Origin of the sequence: uncultured Shewanella sp. (assembly GCF_947501665.1) — a bacterium.
In the GTDB taxonomy this organism is placed as follows: domain Bacteria; phylum Pseudomonadota; class Gammaproteobacteria; order Enterobacterales; family Shewanellaceae; genus Shewanella.
The window spans coordinates 59,622-77,833 of record NZ_CANMWS010000012.1 but is presented as its reverse complement, the minus strand read 5'-3'; the positions used below and the strand labels follow the sequence as shown (position 1 = coordinate 77,833).

The 18,212-nt window shown below is 37.6% G+C and carries 9 protein-coding genes; 4 read left to right on the top strand and 5 right to left on the bottom strand.

Translation table 11 applies throughout. The annotated features are described in order from the left end of the window. Positions 1 to 19 precede the first annotated feature (19 nt). Entirely contained in the window at positions 20 to 7,366 is a 7,347-nt protein-coding gene (locus tag Q0976_RS10845; protein WP_299493830.1) for a toxin TcdB middle/N-terminal domain-containing protein, read from the bottom strand. A 130-nt stretch (positions 7,367 to 7,496) separates the two neighbouring features. On the opposite strand from Q0976_RS10845, the gene Q0976_RS10840 reads away from it, so the two are divergent. The 3 genes from Q0976_RS10840 (at position 7,497) to Q0976_RS10830 (ending at position 12,390) form a co-directional block, all read left to right on the top strand. Next, the gene (locus Q0976_RS10840) at positions 7,497 to 7,961 is read left to right on the top strand and encodes a DUF4442 domain-containing protein (protein WP_299493829.1); all 465 of its coding nucleotides are present in this window, start codon (positions 7,497 to 7,499) and stop codon (positions 7,959 to 7,961) included. A gap of 343 nt (positions 7,962 to 8,304) precedes the next feature. Then, the gene (locus Q0976_RS10835) at positions 8,305 to 10,317 is read left to right on the top strand and encodes a S9 family peptidase (RefSeq protein WP_299493900.1); all 2,013 of its coding nucleotides are present in this window, start codon (positions 8,305 to 8,307) and stop codon (positions 10,315 to 10,317) included. 18 nt (positions 10,318 to 10,335) lie between these two features. Continuing rightward, entirely contained in the window at positions 10,336 to 12,390 is a 2,055-nt protein-coding gene (locus Q0976_RS10830) for an amidohydrolase family protein (RefSeq protein WP_299493828.1), read from the top strand. 55 nt (positions 12,391 to 12,445) lie between these two features. Here the strand turns inward: Q0976_RS10830 and Q0976_RS10825 are convergent, their stop codons facing one another. From Q0976_RS10825 to Q0976_RS10810, 4 genes are all read right to left on the bottom strand, one after another. Continuing rightward, entirely contained in the window at positions 12,446 to 14,911 is a 2,466-nt protein-coding gene (locus Q0976_RS10825; protein ID WP_299493827.1) for an ankyrin repeat domain-containing protein, read from the bottom strand. A gap of 42 nt (positions 14,912 to 14,953) precedes the next feature. Continuing rightward, the gene (locus Q0976_RS10820) at positions 14,954 to 15,340 is read right to left on the bottom strand and encodes a CesT family type III secretion system chaperone (RefSeq protein ID WP_299493826.1); all 387 of its coding nucleotides are present in this window, start codon (positions 15,338 to 15,340) and stop codon (positions 14,954 to 14,956) included. A gap of 515 nt (positions 15,341 to 15,855) precedes the next feature. Then, positions 15,856 to 16,845 carry a Gfo/Idh/MocA family oxidoreductase gene (locus Q0976_RS10815; protein WP_299493825.1) on the bottom strand — a complete coding sequence of 330 codons (990 nt, stop codon included), beginning with the start codon at positions 16,843 to 16,845 and terminating at the stop codon, positions 15,856 to 15,858. A 4-nt stretch (positions 16,846 to 16,849) separates the two neighbouring features. Further along, positions 16,850 to 17,152, bottom strand: coding sequence for an antibiotic biosynthesis monooxygenase (locus Q0976_RS10810; RefSeq protein ID WP_299493824.1), 303 nt, complete (start codon positions 17,150 to 17,152; stop codon positions 16,850 to 16,852). A 149-nt stretch (positions 17,153 to 17,301) separates the two neighbouring features. On the opposite strand from Q0976_RS10810, the gene Q0976_RS10805 reads away from it, so the two are divergent. Next, entirely contained in the window at positions 17,302 to 18,177 is an 876-nt protein-coding gene (locus tag Q0976_RS10805; RefSeq protein WP_299493823.1) for a LysR family transcriptional regulator, read from the top strand. Positions 18,178 to 18,212 lie beyond the last annotated feature (35 nt).

Genomic DNA, 18,212 nt, shown 5'->3' with positions numbered 1-18,212 from the left:
ATTGACTTAAGTTATAATATTATTTTCCTTTATAGTTATCGACATAGCTATGGCAAGGGGCTTTTGAACAGGTGATATTTCTTGCATTCCAATTGAGAATAAACCCGCCAATAAATCCATTCACAAAGTCCAATGAACCTAATTTGGTCACTGCGCCGCCGTAAGCAGCGTTACCAAAGGGGAGTGAATTCAATTCACCCGTTGAGGTAAAGCCTTTGGCGGCTAAATTATTACAGGTTATTGACCCTAAACTATGACAGACGCCGAGCTTTTTGTAGCCTTGGCGAACAATGTTATAACCCACTGCATCCATAAGGCCTTGATAGCCTAGAAGCGTATCATTGACATCCCAAATAATGCCTATCACGCCATTTTCTCGAGTGGTAAATCCAAACACATCACACGAGTCATTCTCACATTGAGCACGACTGCCTGCTACTTCAAATCCAATAAAAGAGTTGATTGTTAAAATAGCATTAAATTCTGTCAAAGAGAGCCCCGCATTATGGGCTAATTTTTCAACGCCTTTAGCGGCATATTTTGTGGCAAAGGCATTTTTAAGATTGCCCATAATGTCATCGGGATTATCCATACCATAATACAAGGTTCTGACGACTCTGCCCACATCAGGATTAATATTGTCGATGGCCAATAAAGCGATAGCTTCAGTGCTAAATTCAGGAGTACCATTAGCCTGTGCCATGACATAGGTAATGATCCCAGCTTTAAAAGCTGCCCTTAAACTACCGGATGCATAATAGGCGCGGTCAAAAGCAAAATGCGCCGATGCGAGCGTGCCAAAGACGGGAATGTAGGTAAGTGCAGTTTGAGTAAAGTTTGCTAAGGTTGGATTTTTTTGAAAGACATACTTTTGCGAGTGTTCTCGTCCATCGATTTTACCTAAAAATTTATAAACTTTTTCAAAGAAGTTATACCCACTTGGGTCGGTATAACGTAATGGATTATTAAGTACATAACTGAATCGATTGTAATTTTGTACATTTTGAGGTGATTGAATACTGGGATCTGCTTGTAAAAAACGATTCAAAACAGGGTCGTAAATACGTCCACCCATTTGAATAATATTCAGTGTAGGTAAGGTTTCATGATTTGTGTATCCATGAGGGAGTGAGTTTGTCGCTGGGATCAAGTTGCTATTTTCAATCTCCATTGCATGACCAAAAGCAGTATAAAAGTATTGTTTAATGACTTGCCCTGAATGATTGGTGATACTCAGGTTTGAGCCTTGATGATCCCTATGTTGATATTGTATTGTTTCTTGCGTCGTTTGATCCGGTAATTCATCTCGTTCAACGGTGATATTATTAATGAAATAACGATGACGTGTTCTCTCAAGGCTGTTTTCGCTAAAGCGCTGCTCTTTTTGGTAGAGTTTACCAATATAATGGGTATTAAAAGTTTTCCATTCTTCATTGTTTAAACGTTTATCAACTCGGCTCATTACATTCTGGTTAGGCGTATAGCGGTATTCGCTATAGCTATCGCCTTGCTGGATAGTTTTGATTTTATTAAAACTATAATAGCTGAGCTGTCTTATACCATCTGAGAGTATATTACCATTACTATCATAAGTGATGAGTGAATAGTCCTGCCCGTCTACCTCGGCACTAATGAGGTGATTGGCACTGGTGGCTTGTTGGTATTCATAGCTGGCTAACGTGATTTGTTCATTACCATTAAGAACGCCTTTGCGTGTTTTGATGTTTCCAAACCCATCATATTGATATTGTTCAGAATAGCCATGAGGTGATAAGTGGCCTTTGCCGATACTGAGTTGACGGTTAGTTAACCGATTTAAATTGTCGTAAGTAAAAGATTCATTGAAGGCAAGATTTAATATTCCTTGATGATAATAACTATGAGAGCGGCTACCTAAGTTGCCTTTTTGATCGTATTCACCATAGCTGAGTTGATGAATGTTTTGGTTACCGCGTTTAACATTAATAGAATAAAGCCGGCCTGTTTTAGTGTTGTAATCTTTGACTTCCTGAGTGCCATTGGCAAAGTGTTGCTCGGTAATGTTGCCATAAGGATCGGTTGCAATAATTTGTCGTAAAGCCTGTCCTTTATTGTCTTTTTGAAGATATAAATAATGGTGGGCATTATAGTAAAAATTGACATAGAAAAGGCCGTGATGACTGGGGAAGTATTGTCGGCTTAATTGGCCTTTAGCATTGTATTGGTAAGTGACATTGTAATCTGTTTCATCGAGAATATAATGAATGTTCTGTGTGCGACCAAAGTCATCATAGCGGTATTGTTCACTGTATTGTGTTGGCGCTGTATTGGCGCAATGGATGGGAGCGGTACCTATTTTGCTCCATTGTTTCAGGGCACTGAGTTTACCCGCACTTTTGTTGTGACCGCTGCTACTATAGAACCAACAAGATACATTATCATTATTTTCTTGCCGTATTTTTCTTCCTATTTCATCATAAGCTAATAGGCTCTTTTGATTTTCGCCGTCGGTTTGTTCTATGACTTCTTTGAAACCATTGTATTTATAGCTCCAAGTACCTTTGTCGGGATCGTGAGTATTGAGCAGTTGTCCATAATCATTGAAATGAGACAATATGGATTGGGTTTGATCAATATTTGTTTGATTTTTGGCAGTAACAGAGACTTTTGTTTGTTGATTAAAGGCATCATAATAATAGCGAATATATTGCCCAACCACATTTTTAAGAGACAATAATAGTCCGTCAGGGCTGTAAGTGTAATAAGATGCTTGCCCCTTTTCATCAATACGGGTCGTTGTCAACCCATTGATTTTCGTTAATCGACTGACAGTGCTTGTATCTGAGGGAATGGTTTTTTTATACACTCTGCCCAAATTGTCATAAAATTCTTGCTGGTAATGTGTTGACGCACTATTAAATTGTGGTGTTGAAACATGGGTAAGTGATCCTTGGGAATTATATTGCATGGTTGTCACAATCCAGCTGCCATCAAAACTTTTAATTTTCTGTTCTCTTTCTCGTCCAAAGGGATCGAGGTAACTGATTTTGGCAGGTTCATTACTGCTGGTTTGGGTTTCAGTAATATAGTTTTTGTCACAACTTGAACAGTAACTTCGATTAATTTTTGTATAATTTCCATCGACTAAACGCTTCTCTATACTCCGCCCGAGAATATCGAAAAATACGGTAGTGGCTAGTTTGTTTGGTCCCGTACTCGTTTGGCTCACAATGCGGCCCTGTGTCGCGATGTGCCCTGAAGTACCGTTATATAGAAAGTGTTCCTTTTCACCTAATGAGTTCATTTTACTGGCAACATATTGACCTCGAGAGTCATAAAACCAATAGTTTGCTCGTTTTTGGTACAGGGTATCATTGACCATTGCATAGTCTTGTTGAGCCACTTTATTGCCAAACTTATCGTAGAAATAAGCTGAAGTTAGCCCATTAACCTTAGATTCTCTCAGTAAACCATTAGGGTAGTAGCTGAGGTCTGTTTGTCTGGTTTGAGTACTTATTTGTCCATTACTGGTATGCTGATACCGTATTTTTTTGACTTTGGTTGTCTGAATAAGTGCGAATTGTTTAGCATCTAACTGCTGACTAGATGGAAAGGTAACTTGATTGTGGTTGTGAGTTAAGGTGAGTGCTTGGGGAGTTATGACATTATGAGCGGCATTTGAATAATGGTGAGTCGTGATGCTTTCATGAACAAGTTGGCCTGTACTGCTTTTTTTTAGCAGTGTATTACTGGTGAGGTTATTCCAGTTATCAAACGTGTTGGTCGTGAGGGTCTCAGCGACTTTTTGGTGATGAGTGGGGGTGATGCCATTAGAGGATAGGTCAATATGATATTGAGTCTCTTGAGTTTGATGAGGGTTGACTTGTATTCCCCCTTGAGCACTGATGTTTTGAGTATAGGTATGTTGGGTATGTTTCAACGTCAAATTTTGATAGCGCTGCTGTTGATTTTTAATATGGCCAGTTAGTGGATAAAGTTGATGGTATTGAGTGGTTGTTGTGAGCTTTTGTTCTGGTTGAGTGCTCTTTATGGTTTCAAAACCTAAAAAACCACGGCCTTTCTTGTGGGTAAGTGGCCCGCCATAAGTGTACTGAGTGAGTATAGAATGATTTCGACTGGTTTGTTGAGCGATTTCTGATACCAAAAACATACCCGCTATGGGAGTTAAAAAATCCCGACCATCTTCTTGTCCGACGGGGTCGTCATCGTAATCATAGTTGGCTTTGATATCGGGTTTTTGACTTGATTCAATATTAAGTAAAGGGATCCCACTATTAAGTGTTGCATAGGCGATGTCTGTTTTTATGCCCGCGCCGCTGGTGATGCGAGTCATTACATGTTCGTTGATATTGGAGCGTGTGGCTTTATGTAATTTCCAAGAATTGGTATTACCTGATGAATAGAGTAAGTCAACTTTTGTATCGCCATCAACATCGGCGAAGCGGATGGATGTTTTATTAGGATCACTATCGGTGCCAGTGGGGAGTACGCCTCTTTTTGCAAAATGGACATATGCAGATTGTGGGCTGGGTTCTGATAGGTATATTTCATATTGAGTGCTAGATGTGGCCGCCAATACATCTGTTCGGCCATCATTGTTAACATCAATAAATTGATGTCGATTATAAAGGTCACTGCTGGTTGCATTAATACCTGCTAAGGCTTTACGGAAAATAAAACTGCCGTCTCCTTTAGATAAGCGATAATACCAAATGTTATGCATTCGATAAGTCACATCTGTGAGTCCATCACCATTGAAGTCAGCGACACTGAGATCATTAAGATCTTTCTCTAAATGGGTAGCATTGCTTGCTGTATAGGTGATTTGATTATTATCAAAGGAAGCAAGGAAAGCATAGGTATTATAGGATGTATTGGATTCATTATGGTATTCCATCATGGGAGCAATAGGACAAGCGGAACCCGTTACCATAGGACCACAGGGGTCATTGGAAATGGTTTTTTTAATGGTCATAATGAGGTCGGTTAATCCATCGGCATTAATGTCAACCATAGCAGTATTCTGGCCCAATTTACTTAATTGGCTATAGGTAGTATGAAGAACTGCTCCTCCAGATTTCGAGGGAAAATTAACCATAATATTTTTAGCCTGTGAAAAACTTCCTCCGATATTTTGATAATAATAAAGGTCGCTTCCTGATTTAAAAACAATATCTTGTAGTCCATCACCGTCAATATCTGCAATCAATGTATTGGCATATTGAGAGGATGAAATGCCTAAAGAACGATAAGTAAAATCATAATTAACACGCGTTGTGAAACAGATATGTTCCATTCCGGGCTCGGTTTCACAAATGCGTCTTTCACCTGTACTAGGATCGGAGCTTATTGCATGCCATTGGCCATTTTTAAAAGGTATCAGCAGTTCTTGTTTTCCGTCGCCATTTATATCTATGACTTTGACATATTCTTTTTCGCCTAAACCGGCATTACTAATCGCTTGGGTTTTACTTTGTAACGTACTGATATTTAATATACGTTGAATAGGGTATTGGTTGAGATATTGCTGAGCGAATGCATTGGGGACAAGGTTGGACTGGACCTGATGGACGTCCCACTCGCTGGTGTAATAATGCCATTGGTTATTTTTAGGAAAAAGCATATCTGCAAAACCGTCACCATTGAAATCAAGTATTTGGGTATGAAAGCGGCTATCGTCATGAATATTAATATTTTCACTGCTCGATTCAAAAGGCCCAAAGTTAGGGGCTCGATAGTTTATGTGGCACCAGATCTCTGCAGAACTTTCTGAGCCTGGTTCACAATGAGAAACGGTTGAGCAAGAGACTGAACCACTGGGGGCTGCACTGCATCTTTGATATATCGGGTTGACTGTTTTATGTGCAGCATGTTGGTAATTAAAACTTGTTTTAGGTGAACATAGTTGCTGAGTGTTGTCGAAACACTCTTGAATGCCTGTCACATAACGCCGCTCTTCAGGAAGAGAGCCTTCTGCCCAACTGAAATAGTAAGTGCGGTAAGTGTCATTGTCTTGTTTGATTTGAATGTAGTTTAATTTTTTATCGTGGGTTAATTGACTACCATGAGAAAAGCTAACATGACTCTTATTTAAATGGTCATAGTGCAATAAAATACGATTATAAGCGGGCTTACCTAAGAGGTGATTTCCTCCATATACGATTTGAGATAAGTAATGGCTGCCTTTGATGATATTTTTATCGTAGTCATAGCGAATATAGTTTCCATGTTTGTCAATAATAGCTTTCAATGCCCAGACTTGGGCTGATGTGTCGCTAGCATGTCCACTGCGCTCTATATAGGCATCTGATGCATTAGTTAAAATAGGGGCTCGACCAAAATAATGGGTTTCATTGGTTTTAGTTGTTAGCGTAAAATATTGAGGGTGACGGTTATCAGGGTAAGCTGTGAAGGTGTTAAAAGAATCAATTTCTGTATGGTATTGATTGTTTGAATGTGTATTTAATAGAAGCCTTTGTCCGTTATAACAATAAGCGTCATGTTCATCAAAGTTAACTCCTGATATTTTATTATCAATTGCAATGTTTTTGGCACATCGATTAATAGCGGATAAGCCGGCTAAATACCAACCCACGCCTAAAATACTTTCTCCGCCTTGACTGTTGTAAGCCAAACTTAAATCTGGACTGATCCCCGCCGTTGCTGGTGGTAATGTTATTGGCAAGGTATAGCTAGCAGATCCGGTTTCTGTGACTTGAAATTGACCTTGATTGAGATTAATTATATTACCTGCTTGCGCATAGGAAGGGGAGGCGGATGTGTTAATGAGTTGCCCTGAATGAGAGCCTAAATAAGTCACCGATGACCCATTTTTCAGTGTGATGATATCGTCAATGTTATCGCCGTTCAGATCTTTTGTGGTGAGTGTAATAGATTGAGAAAAATCAATGTTGTTACGTGATTGGCTGTAAACATTGAGTTTAGCCGTTTGAGTGAGCTTATTGACAATAAAGCTATCATCAGCACTGTTTTCACTGCGAATGAGAAGATCTAAATGGCCATCTCCATCAAGTTCTGAAAATTCAATTTTATAGTGTGAGGCTTGAGTTAAAGTGAGTTGGCTAAATTCAGTTTCGTTCAGAATAATCAATGTCCATTTATTGTTACTCTGAGTGTAAGCGAGTCTGAACACGCCATTTTTAGGGGTAATATTAAGAGGAATGTTGATATCTGAGGCAATTAAGACAAATTGAGGAGGGATCCTTAAGAATAGATCGCCTGTTTGATTTTGATAAATATTATAGTTTAAGTCATCAATTCCTGCGGTTGCGATACTTAATTTGGAATAGAATATGAAGGTGAATAACATCAAGCTGTAAAATGTCATTATTCTTAATGTTTGCATTAAAATCCCTTTCAGCTAACTTACAACTAGTACTAAAGTCTAGTTCAAGATATATGGATTGCTGACTTTATTAGGAAAGTGCTAACCTTGATTTCTACAACACTATAAAAATTATAAGGAAAATAGTGGTATGAAATCGTTACTTTCTCAACGTTGGATTTTTAAAGGACTCATGAATGTCTATCCTCCTTACTTGTTTACTGGTATTAAGGTTAAATACCTCAGCCATGATTTTAGACATTTATCCGTTGTGATGCCCTTGCGTTGGTATAATCGAAATTATGTTGGAACACATTTTGGTGGTAATTTATTTTCGATGACCGATCCTTGGTTTATGCTGATGCTTATTCAAGTGCTAGGGCGTGATTTTAAAGTCTGGGATCAGTCTGCGAATATTGAATTTATTAAACCTGGAAAGGGTTGTATGTCATGTGACTTTCTCATAACCGATGAATTACTAGGCCAAATCGTGCAACAAACTGAAACCGGAAATAAATATCTTCCCAAACTGATAGTTGATATCAAAGATGAAACAGGAGAGGTTGTAGCTGTGGTGACAAAAGTTATTTACATTAGACGAAAACAAGATCGGTAATGGTCTTTAATTTTGCATTTATTCTATGTTTTGGACTTTTTATTCCGAGTGACACTTTTACTTACAAATTAATGTTCACTATTCGTTTTATTAAAGTACGTGATACCGAGGGCGTTTGTAATATAAACAGGCACTTTAACATTAAATAATAGGCTTGTTTGGTGTGATAAAAGCTGGCATGTTTAATACAAATATAAAAAGCAGTAAAAGAACAATAAAAGATAAATAAAAAATACAAGGATGAAATGTGATATTACCTAATATTATCAAAAGACCAGCATTGAGCTATTTACGATCACTTTCTTTATTTATATTGGCTTTTTTACTACCTTCTTCATTTTTACTGGCGCAGCCAAACGATCCTGATGAAAGTCTATTTATGCCAATGGATGTCTTTAATCTGGAATATGCCAGCGACATGACCATCAGTGATGATGGATTGATGGTTTATTTTGTTCGTAATCGTATGGATATCAATACTGACAAGCAAGTTAAAAATATTTGGTCGATACACACACAAACCAAAGAATTGCTGCCTGTAACATCAGGTATTCATGCTGACTTTTCACCTGTTTTGTCACCTGATCAAGAAAAGCTTGCTTTTATATCCACTCGTTCAGGTAAACCACAAATTTTTATTAAGTGGTTGAAGACTGGAGCAATAGCGATGATAAGTCATTTAAATGAAGTGCCAAGTCACTTAACTTGGTCGCCTAATAATCGTTTTATTGCGTTTAACATGTTTGTGCCAAAACCTACCAATCGGCCAGTCGTAATAACAGGAAAGCCTAAAGGTGCAGTTTGGGCTGATGAAGCTGTGGTCATTGATGAGCTGATTTATCGGCAAGATGGTTCAGGCTATACTCGCGCTGGTTTTGAACATATTTTTAAGTTGGCAATTCATGGAGGTAATGCTCAACAATTAACAACGGGGGATTATCATCATAATGGTGGCGTGAGCTGGGCACTCGATGGCAAGTCGATGTATTTTTCGGCTCAACGTTTTGATGATCTAGTGTTAGCACCGATGCGCAGTGAAATTTACCGTTTAACGTTGAGCTCGAGGGAAATAACGGCCATAACAAATAGAAATGGACCCGATAAGCATCCTAAAGTATCACCTGATGGAGAGTATTTAGCTTATTTAGGTTTTGATGATAAAGGCATGAATTATGAAAACTGGCAACTTTATGTACGGCCGTTAAAAAAAGAAGGTAAAACTGCCGTATTAGCGAAAGATCTTGATCGAAATATAGAGAATATTAAATGGGATGCTAAAAGCAAAGGCCTCTATATTCAGTATGACGATCAAGGCAGTACGAGTGTGGCTTTTCAGCCTCTATCGGGCAAACGAAACCTCATTACCAATAATATCGGTAATGATTATCTAGGCCGACCTTATTCTGGCGGGGATTTCGATGCTGCTCATGATGGTACCTTAGTTTTTACTCAGTCTGATCCTCAAGTACCTGCGGAAATAGGCAGGATAAAACAGGGTAAGCATGATGTACTGACTCAGTTGAATAAAGATGCGCTGTCCCATAAAACATTAGCAAGGCTCGAGAGTTTTATGGTGAAATCGAGTTTCGATGATCTGCCTATTCAAGCTTGGGTGCTTTATCCCCCGAACTTTGATAAACGCAAAAAATACCCTCTTATTCTTGAAATTCATGGTGGCCCTGCAGCGGCCTATGGCCCTCATTTTTCAGCTGAAGATCAGCTTTATGCTGCGGCAGGTTATGTGGTTTTGTACATGAACCCAAGAGGGAGTACAAGTTATGGCACTGAGTTTGTTCAAAAAATATATAATAACTATCCAGGTCAAGATTATGATGATCTCATGTCTGGGGTGGATGCATTGATTGCTAAAGGTTTTATTGATGATAAACGTTTGTTTGTGACAGGTGGTTCAGGTGGCGGCGTATTAACGGCGTGGATTATCGGTCATACCAAGCGTTTTTCTGCCGCTGTGGTGGCAAAGCCTGTGATCAATTGGTTTAGTTTTGTTTTAACGGCAGATGATTATCCATTTTTTGCCAAATATTGGTTTGCCGATAAACCTTGGAATGATCCTGAGGCCTATATGAAGCGCTCGCCTATTCGTTATGTGGGACAAATGGAAACACCGACGATGTTATTGACGGGGGAGGAAGATTATCGTACTCCTATTTCAGAATCAGAGCAGTTATATCAAGCATTAAAACTAAAGCAAGTGGATACCATGATGGTCCGGATCCCCAATGCGAGTCACAGTATTACGGCTAGGCCATCTAATTTACTCACTAAGGTGGCTTATATTTTGTGGTGGTTTGAACAATATGGTGGGATAGCAGCATCTCATAACAAACATCAATAATAAACAAGGAAGAAAAGCATGGTGACAAAAACCAATAAGGCTTGGTTAAGTTTACTGATCGTATGTGTCAGTGTTAGCTTTAATGCTATTGCAGAGAATAAAGAGACGGTTACTAACTTACTGTATACTGAAAAAGGTTTAGCGGGCAAGGCCGTATTTACTCAAGAAAGTCAATTTGATTATAGTGGCTTTCTTGAGGTGGGCTGGAATAATCGCCGTTTGAAAATATCAGAGTCGGTAACATTAGATGCTAATGGTATGCCTGTATCATTTAAGGCCCATGGCCAATCTCCTTTTGGCTCAATTATTGAAGAGTCTTTTACGTTAAAAAATCATCAGGCTCATTGGGAAAGTGCTAAAGATGTAGGCACTATGGACGTCAATACACCTCGCTTTTATGTGCCAGCAGACAGTTCTGTAGCTACTGATGCCGCCTTTGTGAGAGCATTATTAGCCTCTCCGTCTAAAACCTTAGAATTATTACCCAGTGGTCATGCGTCTTTAACCATACTTAATGAACAGGAAGTTGAGCATCAAGGGAATAAAGCACAAGTTTATTTATATGCAATCAGTGGGTTGGATTTTACGCCCGATTTTGCTTGGTATGATAATAAAGGCCGTTTGTTTGCTCAAAATATGGGGGGATTCATGCGGGTTATTCGAGAAGGTTTCAGCCTTGAAAACCTGAGTGCGTTGAGTGAAATCCAACAAAAAGAGGAAAAATCTTACCTTGAAAACATGGCTGATAAATTAAGCCATTCTTATACTCAGCTTCTCATTCAAGGCAGTAATGTCATTGATGTTGAGCAAGGTAAACGGATTGAACAAATCGATGTGTTGTTGGAGAATGGTAAAATAAAGAAAATAGCCAAACACATTCCTCAAGATGATCACATGCAAGTCATTAATGGAAAAGATAAAACTTTATTGCCGGGGCTTTGGGACATGCATGGTCACCTATCGAAAGATGATGGTTTATTGAATATGGCCGCGGGTGTCACCAATGTCCGAGATATGGGCAGTAATCATGACAGTATTATGGAGATAGAAACCTTATTTAACAGTAATCAGATCATTGGTCCACATGTATATCGCGCAGGGTTCATGGATCAAAAAAGTGAGTATTCAGCGGGATTATCGGTGGAAACATTAGAGGAGGCACTTAATACTGTCGACTGGTTTGCTGATAATGGTTATATTCAAATCAAGCTATACAGTTCAATCGACCCTGATTGGGTGAAACCTTTGGCTGAAAGGGCACACAGTAGAGGGCTACGAGTCAGTGGTCATATTCCGGCGTTTATGACCGCAGAGCAAGCGGTCAATGCGGGTTATGATGAAATTCAACATATTAATATGATATTTTTAAACTTTCTGGCAGGCACACATGCAGATACTCGCCAGCAATTACGGTTTTCTCTGATAGGTGAACAAGCGGGGGAAATGGATTTAAACAGTCCTGAAATGAAAGCCCTAATTAAACTGTTGGCGGATAAGCGCATCACAGTTGATCCAACAGTATCCACTTTTAGAAGTTTGCTTATTGCTGAAGATAGACAAACGAATCCTGAGTATTTGGCCATTATTGATCACCTTCCGCCAGCTGCCTCAAGGCAACTAAAAGGGGCTGAAATGAATGTCAAAGGAGCCGAATTGGTGGAATATAAAAAAAGCGCTGATGCATTAATAGACATGGTAAAAGTGCTTTATGACAATCAAGTGCCTATCGTGCCGGGTACCGATAATTTAACCGGCTTTACCTTGCACCGAGAGCTTGAGCTCTATGAGCAAGCGGGGATCCCAGCGTTTGATATTTTAGCCATGGCGAGTATTAATTCAGCGAACTTAGTGGGAGCAGGTCATCTTTCTGGTTCAATTAAAGAAGGAAAAAATGCTGATTTGATTTTGGTGGAAGGGGATCCGACCCAAAACATGAGTGATATTCGTAATGTTTCGCTGGTGGTCAAAGATAATCATTTTTATAAAACGGCTGAGTTATATCGTACTTTAGGTGTAAAACCTTTTACTCGACCTGCAATAGTGACTGGCCCCAAAGTGACTCAGCGACATTGATTTTTAAAATAACAATAGCCTAATATTTTTTAGGCTATTGTTAAATAAAGATACTTTATACTGTTCTTTGTGTTAGGTAGCTCATTGTCGTAATGTGTTTTAATAGATTAAGGGAAATAGTTGAAAGAGGAGTTGATGGCTCCTTACTACTAAAGAGTCGACTCATTTTTCCAGAAAAACTTTGACTATCTACTTGCTTTTCAGCCCAAGTGAGTAAGGTTTCTGGTCTCATATTGGTTTTATTATCTGTCAGGCTGGTTAGAGGCATGCGTAAATGTTCACCTTCTTTATTAAGTAATAATTGTAATATAGGTTCATTATTATCTTTAATCGCTAAAGATAATGGTGTGTTGTTTTGTAGGTCTACATTTGTTAAGCTTTTTGTTGGTATCCGTTCGAGGATTAATTTGGCAATATCATTATTAGTGTTTTCAATAGCCAACATTAATATAGATCTTCTTTGAAAATCAAGTTGTAGTAAATCATCATTAGATAATTTCGCTAAGATTAACTTTGCTATTTCTGTATTTCCTGAATTGATTGCTTTCATGATAGCCGTTTCACCTTGGATATTCGGTTTTGTTAGGCTTTCTTTAGGCAGTTTTTCAAGGATTAATTTCGCAGTTTTATTTTCTTTATTATTAATGGCTTTTATTAATACAGAGTCCATTTTTAAGTCTAGTTGTGTCAATTGTTCACCCTGTAATTTACTTAATATCATGTTAGCTATTTTGGTATGGCCAGAATCAATTGCTTTCATTAATGCATTTTCACCTTGATTATCTTGCTTGATTAAATCTTGGGCTGACATCTTATTGATAAGTGCTGTAGCTAGATGAGTGACTGAACTTGCATTATTATCTTCACAGAGAACCATTAAAGGTGTTTTACCTGTTGATGGATTTGTTATATTCAGGTTCACTTTTTCATGGTTAATTAATGTATTAAACATTTCTTCTTTACCATCTTCAAAACCGATATCTTTATCCTGTAGGATAATGTCTAGCGCCCTAAAAAGTGGGTAAGTACCATTTTTATCAGGTTTATTGACATTAATTTTGGGGTGTGAGGTAATAATATCAAATGCCTTTTCATCTGTACTGTCCCCATAGCTTAATAGTTTTGTTAGTGGTGTAAATCCAGCCTTATCGAAGGTGTTGATTTTACTATTTTTGTTAACTAGCTTAGTTAGTATCTCGTAGGTATCATTATTTTTATTTTGACTATCAATAACTAAAGAAAGCAGTTCAGGATCGCTAGTATTAACCTCTAGTTTATTATTTAACATAAAGTCAATTTTTTCTTTTAAGAGTAATGTTTCTTCATTGGTTAAAACTCGTTCATTTCCTAAATAGGTATTAAGAGCATAATAAATTGGACTGTGACCTTTATTATTGGTCGCATTCATTGCTTTAGGATCTGCTTTAAGAAGGTTTTTTAAATCATTAATAGAAACTTCATTATTCAGTAATGCTTGGGTAAAGCCTGTTTGTATGTTGTTTAAATCAGTATTATTTAAGGATTCACGGCCTTTTTTTACTGAATTTAAATATTTTTCATCGTGAATATCAAATGTTTGCATGATATTATTATTAGTATTTTTATAAACGTGAATACTATCTTGTTCAGATTTATTTAGGTATGGGGAAGGATGATCCCATAATTTATCAGTTCTTAATAGTATTTCATTACTAATATCGAAATTATTTATTGTGTTGTTATATGTGTTAATCGATTGGTTAGTAATAAATTTAGATGCATCTTGTTTCTGTAGCAATCTATTTTTATTTTCATTATTAAAAACTTCAGTTGATTCTTTAAGACAGGTTTGCATTTTTTTCTGGAGTTCTTGACCTTCCTGTGTTGTGGTTGGTTTGGCTGTTTTTGTAATTTTTACATCTTGGAAGCAAGAGTCTTTATACAATACAGGTGTTGGGTGTAGGCACCATGCATCGATAACAATTGCATTATCCATAGGTTTATTGGTTTTGGGATCCAATTCCCCAATGATGACAACTGAGTGGTCATTACTCCAAGCAGCCAAATGTACGGGTAAACTGTGATCTTTAGCGGCTAATTTTGCAAAGAGTAAGCGGCCCACATCTCCACAAAATGATCCTTTAGAGAGTTTAGCCCTGTAAACCGCTTGCTCAATTTCATTAAATTTATCATATTCATTTTGCTTTATTGTACCTTTAGCTGAATCAAGAAAATAGTGCATTCTTTTACCGGAGAGAGCATCAATATTAGATTGGCCTTCTGTGAGTTTAATATGGACTCTTTGGTTGCCTATAAACTCGATACCATCTTGATATTTAATGGATACAATGGCTTCTTTAGCTTTTATTAAATGCGTCATTGTTTGATCGGAAACATCTTGTAAAATGACATCATTACCTTTATGGGTTGAAACAAAATTTAATTCTCTTGAGGTTGTATTATTATTTGAGAAATTTTTTATTGATTCGGGTACTAAATCTTGAAACTTAGGAGAGTTAGGTAGTTGAGATAGTGTTGGCATGAGGTTTTATTCCTATATTTTATGTAGCAAAGGTATGAAATATTAGTGAGAAATTGAGAATGAATTTTTGAACTTTAGGCTTTTTTCAATAATAGAGTTAATGCAATCTTTAAATTCAATATCGTTAATTGATGCAGATGTTTTATAACTGTAAACAATGTGTTTTTTGTCAGGACAAATACCAAGGGTTCCATCGGCGGAATCACTGCATAGGTAATTTCCTATAAGCAATCTTTCATAGATATTAATTCTTTCATTATCTTTAATTTCAGAGATATAAGCAGAAATATGAATGGTAAATGTTTCTTCAATATAAATAATATTAATCTCCAACTTATCATTGACGGTTAGTGTGACAATATTATTGTTTATGGTGAGATTTTTATTATTAAAATAAAAATGTATTAAAGATTGGAAGTGCTCTTTCATATTCTTGTACTCATAAGATTAGATAGGATTAATTTTTGTTAATTTACTTGATCGCTTTTTGAACATATATCGTATTTTAATTTAAGTGCAACAATCTCATCCTACCAGTTACTCTATTGGTTAATAATGATTTTATTAATATTTTCATTCTTACCAGTAAGTAAATTATTGTTAATAGTTTATTGGCTAGATAGTAGCGACGAGTGGGCAGTGTTGTTTATATGTTGAACAGTTTTTTCAGTGTTAAGGATAAGTAGCAAAAATGGTGATGATATTATTAATGCTTACAGTATGCATACTTGAGGAGGATGAATCGTCAGAGTGACATCCATAAATAGGACAAAATAGCAGTATTGAGCGACTCTGCTATATCCTAATTCGGTTAATTTATCTCAGGACGTGCGGTCAATTGAAGACAATAAAGGGGGAAATCGTCCCCCTTTTTTAAATACTGTTTATGGTTATGTATTCATTAAGGTGTTGGAGGCCTGCTCCTTTTAGAGCTGGGTATTAACTTATTTCACTGTTTGTTCCCAACTGGTGAGTATTTGCATAATTTGTAATGAATCGTCGATGGTGGCACTTGGAAAGGTGAGGGAGGTTTTATTTGCTTTTAAGGCTTGACGTACTTGTTTGACTTGATAAAGAAAAGCATTACCATCAGCTTTGATATCAATGACTTGCTCAGCTTGTTCATATTCACTAACACGTAATTGATTCCCAGTGGCTTGGGGTAACCAAGGGTTGGAGCTAATGTTGAGTTTGCCTTTTGTGCCCAATACCGTAAAAGAAGCGTGTAAGCCGTAATCCTCGGCAGTATGTAATTGGCATAAAACACTATTGTTTAAACGGATCAAAGCGCTGCTTTCACAGATATTGCCATCTTGTCCGTATCGCCCTTGTGCGCTAATAGCGGCGTTTTCAAAATAATCCCGACCAAAGTGCTGTTTTAGAATAAGGTGCATCAATGAAGCAGGATAACAGCCTAAATTATACAGGGCACCTCGACTTTGAGGATTTACAAATTCAGCAATGGCTGCGCAATATTGCCCTGATATAGATTTAATTTGCCCAATATGGCCTTCATTGATCACTTGGCTGATTTTATTTGCAAAAGGATGGCAGAGATACATGAGTCCTTCTGCGAAAAACACATTATGTTGTTTTACCGCATTGATTGCAGCGTGAGTCTTCTCCATATCAATGGATAATGACTTTTCGCATAAAATGGCTTTCCCTGCCTCTGCGGCTTTAATAATAAATTCATGATGCAAATGATTGGGCAGAGCAATGTAGATAATATCGACAGCATCGTCAGTGATTAATGCATCAAAATCTTGATAAATATTTGGAATATGATATTGGTTTGCAAATAATTGTAAGTTATCTAGATTACGGCCTGCAACACTGTGCAATATGCTATGACCATCTTCAATAATAGCGTCCGCCATGACACCTGAAATAAAACTGGTGCCTACAATACCCCATTTTAATGTTGTTTCCATAGCATTAGTCTTCCTTGAGTAGTTTTTGTGATTCAAATGCTTGTACCAATTCGGTGAGCCCAGATTGAATGAAGGTTTGTGTATGCTGGGCGTTAAAATGGGCTTCAAAAGCGGCTTTGTCATCATATCGCTCCCAAAATACAAAGCGGTAAGGATCTTGGGTATCTTGTAACGCTATCGCCATTGAACAACCGCTTTCAGAATTCATACCTTCACAAAAAGCATGAATAGCATTGATCCCAGTGTGAAGATCTGTTTCTGGTTTGATACGGATCTCTGCTGTGATGAAAAGGCCTTGATTTAACATCGTGTACTCTATTTTAGGGTGATCAAAAAAGGATAATGACTTTATTACACCTATTTGAGTTAATAAATTCTGTTTTGGTTTAAACTTTACCAACTATTAGTTGGTAATTGGCTGCTGGCTCTTTATTTTGTAGGAGATATGAGGGGAAAATGGATAAATTAAAAAGCATGCAGGCCTTAGTGGCTGTGGTGGACTCAGGGAGTTTTTCAAAGGCTGCTGTGCGTTTATCGATTACTGCGACTATGGTAGGGAAGCATATTAATGCATTAGAGTCTGTATTGAGTGTAAGGTTATTGAATCGAACGACTCGCAAACAATCTTTAACAGAGGCTGGAGAGCAGTATTACTTTGAATGTAAGCGGTTATTGATGGAAATTGCAGAAGCTGAAAACAGTCTGCAGCAATTTAATCATGCTCCAAAAGGGAAGATCAGAATTAACTCTCCCGTGACTTATGGTCATCAAGTGCTCGCACCGATTTTAGCTGATTTTTTACAAACCTATTCTCAAATGAATATAGAGTTGATTTTAGATAATGGGTTTATTGATCCCCTACACGATCCTTTTGACTTAGTGATCCGTATTGGCAATTTAGCTGATTCATCTTTAATTGCTCGAAAGCTGGGGGAATATGACATGATATTTTGCGCGTCACCAAGCTACCTAAAGCAAGCGGGGATCCCTGAGTCTATCGATGCCTTATTATCTCATTCCTGTTTAGGTTTTCACTATGGCGATGTTCATGTTAATCAGGCCGTGAGATATGAGACATTGGCTTTTGATAAGTCTCACACTCGTTTAACCTCAAACAGTGGCTTAGCTTTAAAAGTGGCTGCAATGGCTGGCGCGGGGATTGTACTACAGCCGAGATTATTACTTGCTGACAGTATCAAAACCGGTGAGTTAATTGAAGTACTCATAGGCTCAGCCCCTAAGCCATTACCAATAAACTTATTATATAAAAGTGCAACACAACCTTTAAAAATTCGTACTTTTATTGACTTTTTATTAGGGGCGTTAATGTAAACTTAAGTTTAGCTATACATCTATGTCACTTGTGG